Origin of the sequence: Pedobacter sp. (genome assembly GCF_035566355.1) — a bacterium.
GTDB lineage: Bacteria > Bacteroidota > Bacteroidia > Sphingobacteriales > Sphingobacteriaceae > Pedobacter.
The window spans coordinates 1-6,707 of sequence record NZ_DATMRL010000254.1 but is presented as its reverse complement, the minus strand read 5'-3'; the positions used below and the strand labels follow the sequence as shown (position 1 = coordinate 6,707).

The 6,707-nt window shown below is 41.9% G+C and carries 6 protein-coding genes; 2 read left to right on the top strand and 4 right to left on the bottom strand.

All coding sequences use genetic code 11. The features are described from left to right. Both VNZ46_RS09845 and VNZ46_RS09840 read left to right on the top strand, forming a co-directional pair. A partial coding sequence (locus VNZ46_RS09845) for an ABC transporter ATP-binding protein (RefSeq protein WP_325559993.1) occupies positions 1–1,336 on the top strand: 1,336 nt, incomplete at its 5' end. Then, positions 1,320–3,080 carry an ABC transporter ATP-binding protein gene (locus VNZ46_RS09840; RefSeq protein WP_325559991.1) on the top strand — a complete coding sequence of 587 codons (1,761 nt, stop codon included), beginning with the start codon at positions 1,320–1,322 and terminating at the stop codon, positions 3,078–3,080. The genes VNZ46_RS09845 and VNZ46_RS09840, both read left to right, overlap by 17 nt. A gap of 47 nt (positions 3,081–3,127) precedes the next feature. Here VNZ46_RS09840 and VNZ46_RS09835 read toward each other — a convergent pair whose 3' ends face one another. Genes VNZ46_RS09835 through VNZ46_RS09820 form a run of 4 tightly spaced genes read right to left on the bottom strand, consistent with a single transcriptional unit; the run spans position 3,128 to position 6,628 of the window. Next, a complete protein-coding gene (locus VNZ46_RS09835; RefSeq protein ID WP_325559989.1) occupies positions 3,128–4,309 on the bottom strand; it encodes an AGE family epimerase/isomerase in 1,182 nt (393 codons plus the stop codon). Positions 4,310–4,323: 14 nt separating this feature from the next. Further along, complete coding sequence (locus tag VNZ46_RS09830) at positions 4,324–5,256, bottom strand: DUF4434 domain-containing protein (protein WP_325559987.1); 933 nt, start codon at positions 5,254–5,256, stop codon at positions 4,324–4,326. Beyond that, a complete protein-coding gene (locus VNZ46_RS09825; RefSeq protein WP_325559985.1) occupies positions 5,253–5,951 on the bottom strand; it encodes a GDSL-type esterase/lipase family protein in 699 nt (232 codons plus the stop codon). The genes VNZ46_RS09830 and VNZ46_RS09825 overlap by 4 nt, the downstream gene beginning before the upstream one ends. Beyond that, a complete protein-coding gene (locus VNZ46_RS09820) occupies positions 5,948–6,628 on the bottom strand; it encodes a GDSL-type esterase/lipase family protein (protein WP_325559983.1) in 681 nt (226 codons plus the stop codon). Before VNZ46_RS09820 ends, VNZ46_RS09825 begins: the two co-directional genes overlap by 4 nt. Positions 6,629–6,707 lie beyond the last annotated feature (79 nt).

The window sequence follows — 6,707 nt, the reverse complement described above, 5'->3', positions numbered from 1 at the left end:
CCAGGCCATCGTATCTATCGCCTCGTCTATTTTCCTGATTGTAGGTGCCAGTATTTTGTTACTCCTGCTTAACTGGAAGCTGGCATTGGTTATTATAGCAATTATCCCCATCATAGGAGGGGCTTTTTTTATGGTACTTCGTAAAGTTAAAGTATTGTTCAAGAAAAGCCGGGAAGTGATTGACTGGCTGAATAAAGTCATTAATGAGAGTATTTTAGGCTCTTCACTCATCCGCGTCATTAATTCCCAACAGCTGGAGTACAGTAAATTTTTGGATGCCAATACCCAGGCAAGAGACCTTGGATTGGGTATCCTGCGTTTGTTTGCTGGCTTGATCCCGGTTATCATCTTTGTAGCCAATATGGGCGGCCTTGCAATCCTGGCACTGGGAGGGCATTTTGTCATCCAGGGAACCATGTCTCTAGGAGAATTTGCAGCCTTCAACAGCTATCTTGCTTTGCTGATCTTTCCAATTCTTGTGATCGGGTTTATGAGCAATGTGATTGCCCAGGCTACGGCTTCCTATCAGCGGATAGAAACGGTTCTGAATACCGAAGAAGTTCCTGAAAGCGGTACGATTACAGAGGTATTGTCCGGAGCTGTAGAGATGATAAATGTTTCCATTTCTTATGGCCAAAAGCCAGCTTTAAAAGGAATTTCCTTTAGCCTTAAGGCCGGCTCTAAAACTGCGGTTATCGGTCCAACGGCAGCAGGAAAAACTCAGCTGTTGTATATTCTCACCGGGTTAATTCCTCCTGAATCGGGAGAAGTCTTGTTCGATGGGCATCCTATCGAAGATTATCAGCAGGAAGCCTTTCACCAGCAAGTTGGTTTTGTTTTTCAGGATAGTATTATGTTCAATCTGAGTATCCGGGAGAATATTGCGTTCAGTGATACGGTCACAGACGAATCGCTCGAAAAGGCCATCGAAACCGCTGAACTGAAAGAGTTTATTAACGGCTTGCCAGATAAACTGAATACGATAATTTCCGAGCGGGGATCCAGCCTTTCCGGCGGACAGAAACAACGGATTATGCTGGCCAGGGCATTGGCTGTAAACCCTAAAGTATTACTGCTGGATGATTTTACCGCCAGAGTAGATACCAATACAGAACAAAGGATTTTGGCTAATGTGCAACAAAATTATCCGGGTTTGACCTTACTTTCCGTTACCCAGAAAATTGCTGCTGTAGAGCATTATGATAAAGTTATCGTATTGATGCAGGGCGAAATAATAGCAGAGGGAACACATGCGGAGCTGATGAAAAGCAGTCCGGAATATGTTCAGATCTACACTTCACAACAGAGTACCAGCAATTATGAATTACAATCTTAATCAGACCACAGGCCAGGAGGAAAAGAAGTCGACCTTAAAGGCGGTTAAAAAACTTCTTCAGCTCATCAGTCATGAGAAAAAAAACCTTCTTAAAGCACTGGTAACCATTCTAATTAACTCAGGTTTACTCTTGCTAGGTCCTTTTCTAATTGGCCATACGATCGATACCTATGTAAGGACAAAACAATACCATGGCGTATTGGTCTTTTCCGGTATCCTATTGGTGATGTATTTGATCACCCTGATCACCGGTTACACACAAACGAAGTTAATGGGAGGGGTGGGGCAACGCATGCTGTACACGCTGAGAAATGCGATATTTAATAAACTTCAGGAACTACCGGTAGGTTTTTTTAATCAGAATAAAGCAGGTGATCTGATCTCGCGGGTAAATAATGATACCGATAAACTGAATCAGTTTTTCTCTCAGTCACTGATGCAGTTTATTGGCAGTATTGTGACGATGATCGGTGCCGGAATCTTTCTGTTGGTGATCAATTTTAAACTTGGTGCTGCGGCACTGTTGCCTGCGGTATTTATTTTGATCTTTACTGCGGTGCTTTCTCCCTGGGTGAAGCGTAAAAATGCAGTCAATCTCAAAAGTACAGGGGGAATGAGTGCCGAAATTCAAGAGAGTCTGAATAACTTTAAAGTCATTATCGCCTTCAACCGCCGGGACTATTTTAGAAAGAAGTTTGATGAAGCCAACCGGCAAAATTATAAAACAGCTATTGGAGCAGGTCTTGCCAATAATATCTTTATGCCTGTTTATGGAATGTTATCGAGTTTCGCCCAACTTATTGTGTTGTTGTATGGCATCCATCTGATTTCCATAGGAGAGTTTACTATCGGTTTATTGGTGAGTTATTTGTCTTATGCTACAAATTTCTATAATCCTTTGAGACAGCTGGCCGCTCTGTGGGCAAATTTCCAGGTTGCTATGGCAGGTTGGGATAGGATTTCTCAAATACTTTCGCTGGAAAGCGATTTGCAGCAGGTAAAAGCGGAAACACAAGAATCTGGAGCTGTCCTGCTGGAATTCAGGAATGTGCATTTCTCTTACGACCAAAATCAGGAAATCCTGCATAACATCAGTTTTAAGCTGGATCGTGGCAAAACCTATGCTTTAATTGGACCTACTGGTGGAGGTAAAACCACTACAGCTTCTTTGATTGCACGTTTATATGATGCAACTAAGGGTATGGTATTGTTAAATGGAAGAGATATCCGTTCTTTTACACCTGAGGAGCGGACACAGAAAATCGGATTTATTTTGCAGGAACCTTTCTTGTTTTCAGGGACAGTAAGAGACAATATTCTGTATGGGAACAGCCATTATAAAGATTATTCTAATGCGCAACTGGAGGAAGTGATCCATGCTTCTAACCTGGAAGAACTGCTGGCTATTTTTGACGAAGGACTGGAAACGAACATCACTTCGGGTTCAGATAGCATTAGCCTTGGACAAAAGCAGCTGATTGCCTTCATGAGAGCTGTCCTAAGGAAACCAGAATTGCTGATCCTGGATGAAGCGACCGCTAATATTGATACCATCACGGAGAAATTGCTGAGTAATATTCTAAAAAAACTTCCCAAAGAAACAACTCAGGTCATCATCGCACACCGATTGAATACGATAGAAAATGCAGATGAGATCTTTTTTGTCAATTCGGGAGAAGTGACCCGGGCAGGTACCCTGAGCCATGCTATGGATATGCTGCTGGGGCATAAAAGAGTGAGTTAGAAAATAGAGAGGCCATTAAGAATCAGCAAGCTCTTAATGGCCTTAATTTATATTAAGCTGTTGGTCTGCAAAGGTGTTTTTTCAAGTGTATTTGCAATTTGGTATAAGGCTCTGGGAATATGGAAGCAGCCTTTCCATTTTCCGCCTTTTAGTGGTAAAAGTACCTCCCCCTGACGATTTAGGTAACCGAACCATTCCCCGCCATTTTCTTTATCTTTGAATTTATTCCAGGTATAATGATGGAGTTTTTCAAACCAGGAGCGACATTCTTCACTACCGGTTAAATGATAACCTTTAGCCATGCAAACCAGAGCTTCTACGTGAACCCACCAAAGCTTTTGGTCCCATTCCAGTTGTTGTACAGGATGGTTTTTAGCATCCATAAAATAGAAAATTCCGCCGTGTTCTTTATCCCATCCATATTCCAGTGCACGAAAGGCAATTTCTAAAGCTTTTTTGATCAGTTTTTTATCGTTTAATCTTACCCCCAGGTCCATAATGAACCACATGGCTTCTATTGTATGACCTGGATTGATACTTCGCCCTTCATAAGAATCCGAGAAACTTCCATCTGGTGCCACATTTTCAAGGATCAGTCCGGAATCTTTTTGATAAAAGACTTCCATCACTTCATAGATCACTTCATCAATCAATTCACTGATGATTTTCTGATCCAGCAAATGTTCAATTTCAAGGGAAAGATTACAAAGGATCATCGGGAGGGCAAAGTTTTTTAGCGGTCTGGTATTTGGAAAAGCCTTGCTGTATTTGCCCTTTGGATTTTCTCTTCTTTTCATAATATTGAAGAAGGTGTCTCTGGCGATCTGAGCGTATTCGTCCTGATGATTGATTTTATACAATGCTCCAAAACCCATAGAGGCGAAGCAATCGGAAAAAATATTGTAGGGTTGAATTAATGGCTGACCTGCTTTGTTAAATGAAAAATACCAGTTTCCATCGGTATCCCGGCCATGTTTTTTCATGAAATCTGCACCATGTTCCGCAATTTGAAGCCATTCTGCATTTGCCCCTAATTTATCATAAAGCATGGCGTAAGTCCAGATTTGCCTGCCTTGCAACCAGCAAAATTTATCTGTATCGTAGACATTTCCAAACTGGTCAAGACAGGTAAAGTAACCACCATGTTCGCGGTCTATAGAATTTTTACTCCAGAAGGGGATAATGTTGTTTAATAGTTCGTCTTTATAGGTTTTACTGTAATTGTTCATTTATGTATGTGAAATTATAGAGTTTTGATGTACTCCTGGTAACGGTTGTAGAGGTGGTGTGCTTGGATATAAGCGGATTGCGGGCTCATAAAGTGGGAGAATTCAAAAGTAATGGCTTTGTCGTAACCTGCTTTGCGGGCTGCTTCCAGCTTCAGTCTGAGCTTTTCAAATTTGATTGGCAAAAATTTAATGGGCATGTCCCGGTCAAAACTTTCGGCATTGGTCCAGCATTGCAGGCCAAACTGATCGGCCATTTTTTTATTGACTTCAAAAAAATCGCTAAGCTCATGGTAATCTACGTGCCCGTCCTGGAAAGCTACAGCATCAATAGAGCCTTTTAAACCGGCAAAGATTTCTGACCATTCCTGTTCATGGATTTTCATGGATACTGCATCCTCCTTGGTTAGTCCGGAGGAAGAAGCCAGGATGGCCTTTTTACCGTCTATCCAGGGTGAGATCAGGGTAGGTAAGCCGCCGCTTACCCCTTTGCACTGGAGTCCGAGGGTATTGAAGGCATCTGTAGCTCCTTTGGTCTTCCTGCTGATCTCCATGCTCAGATACCAGCCGCCAAAACTTTCGTGGTGGCCATATCTCTGCCAGACTTCATCAATCACGTAACGATTGGCATCAATCTCCTGATCCAGGTTTCCACTGTCCCAGTAATGGCCACTGTCGTAAAGGCCAAAGTAAAACCGCATACCATGAAGGTCTGCGAGTTCGAGGAAGAGCTCTACCAGGTCTATAGGCGGGGCGTAACACCCATAATGCTGCTGAAGGTATGTTGAAGGATAAGTAATAAACCTTCGGTAGCCGCTGCGGATCAGGATAACGGTATCTATTCCTGCCGCTTTCATATGTTTGAAATCCTGTTCCCATTCGTTCCTTCCCCAGTTTTGATGGGGGATATCATGGGATATTTCGTCTATAAATGTTCCGGTGATCTTCATAAGTATTTCTCACTTTTTAAATAATTAACCCAATCTATATAGGCGCTGGCTTTCAGATGTACGCCATCGGGGGTAATGTCTTTTCTTAATTTACCGGCTTCATCCTGAAAAATCGGGCAGATATTTATATAGGTAACCTGTTCTTCGACGGCCATCGCTTTAATTTTCTCGTTCAGCAATGGAACCAATTTATTACGTTCCTTCGTGTACGGCTCTTTGGTCATTTCTTCATTGATGGGCAAGGTACTTTCGATATAAATCTTTGTTTTCGGAGATTTCAGTTTAATTAACCGGATGATCCTTCTGTAATTGTTTACGCTGACCTCATTTGGCAGCTTCCTAAACAAGTCGTTAATACCATCCATTAAAAAGATCGCCCTTGGCTTTGCCGCCAGAATTCGGTCCATCCTGGCTAAAATGCCAAAGGAATTATCTCCCCCAACACCCCTGTTGATGATGGGATAAGGCGAATCTGATAAGATCTCCTGCCATTCACCGCGTTCTGTAATGCTGTTTCCCAAAAAGACTATGGCATTTTTTGGGATAGACATTTTATCAAAATATTCAACTCTTTGCTGATAATAGCTATTGGCATAATTGCTATCAATCTTAACCGTTTGCTGCGCTGCCGCATCTGCGGTGCAGATAGCCATGATGCCCAGGATCAAACTGCTATATTTTGCCTCTTTTATCATAATATATGTTCTTTCTTTAAATAATCTGCCCATAAAATATATGCTGCGGATTTAAGATGTAGGCCATCCATACTCAACTCTTTTTTTAACGCTCCGTTCTCATCGGCAAAAACTGCATGCAGATCTATATAGTGCACTTTGTACGTATTGCAAAGTGCTTTTAACCCTTCATTTAAGGCCAGGATTTTGGTATTGGAAAGTTTTTCGTACGACTTTGGCAGCATGGGAACATTTACAGGCAATACACTCTGAAAATAAACTTGCGTTGAAGGCGACTCTGCTTTGATCTTTTTAACCATACGCAGGTAATTGGCCAGGATAACCTCATTTGGAGTTCCTCTTTTCATGTCATTAATACCACACAACAAAAAGATTTTTAGTGGTTTTGAGGCCAGAACTTCATCTAAACGGGCCAGAATACCATAGGTTACATCGCCGCTGATCCCCCGGTTGATGACGTGTTTGTTCGGGATCAATTCCTGCCATTTTCCACCCTCGGTGATGCTGTTTCCAACGAAAACGATCTCTTTCTTTTGATTAGGCATCTTTTTAAAGAAATCGAGTCTTTGCATGTAATGACCATTGGCATAACTACTGTCTATGGCAATGGTTTCCTGAGCACTCGCATAAAAGGAACCGGAAAGAAATAAGAGTCCGGTAAAAAATAATTTGTTCATTTTAAATTTCTTTATACATATTATACCATCATTATACGGCTGCATCCCCGGCTGCTTCTTCTGTTAGAGGCATTAAGGG

Bases quoted from the DNA above. Each gene is read 5' to 3' on its own strand.
- VNZ46_RS09840 (WP_325559991.1), top strand. From the start codon at position 1,320: ATGAATTACAATCTTAATCAGACCACAGGCCAGGAGGAAAAGAAGTCG.
- VNZ46_RS09835 (WP_325559989.1), bottom strand. From the start codon at position 4,309: ATGAACAATTACAGTAAAACCTATAAAGACGAACTATTAAACAACATT.
- VNZ46_RS09830 (WP_325559987.1), bottom strand. From the start codon at position 5,256: ATGAAGATCACCGGAACATTTATAGACGAAATATCCCATGATATCCCC.
- VNZ46_RS09825 (WP_325559985.1), bottom strand. From the start codon at position 5,951: ATGATAAAAGAGGCAAAATATAGCAGTTTGATCCTGGGCATCATGGCT.
- VNZ46_RS09820 (WP_325559983.1), bottom strand. From the start codon at position 6,628: ATGAACAAATTATTTTTTACCGGACTCTTATTTCTTTCCGGTTCCTTT.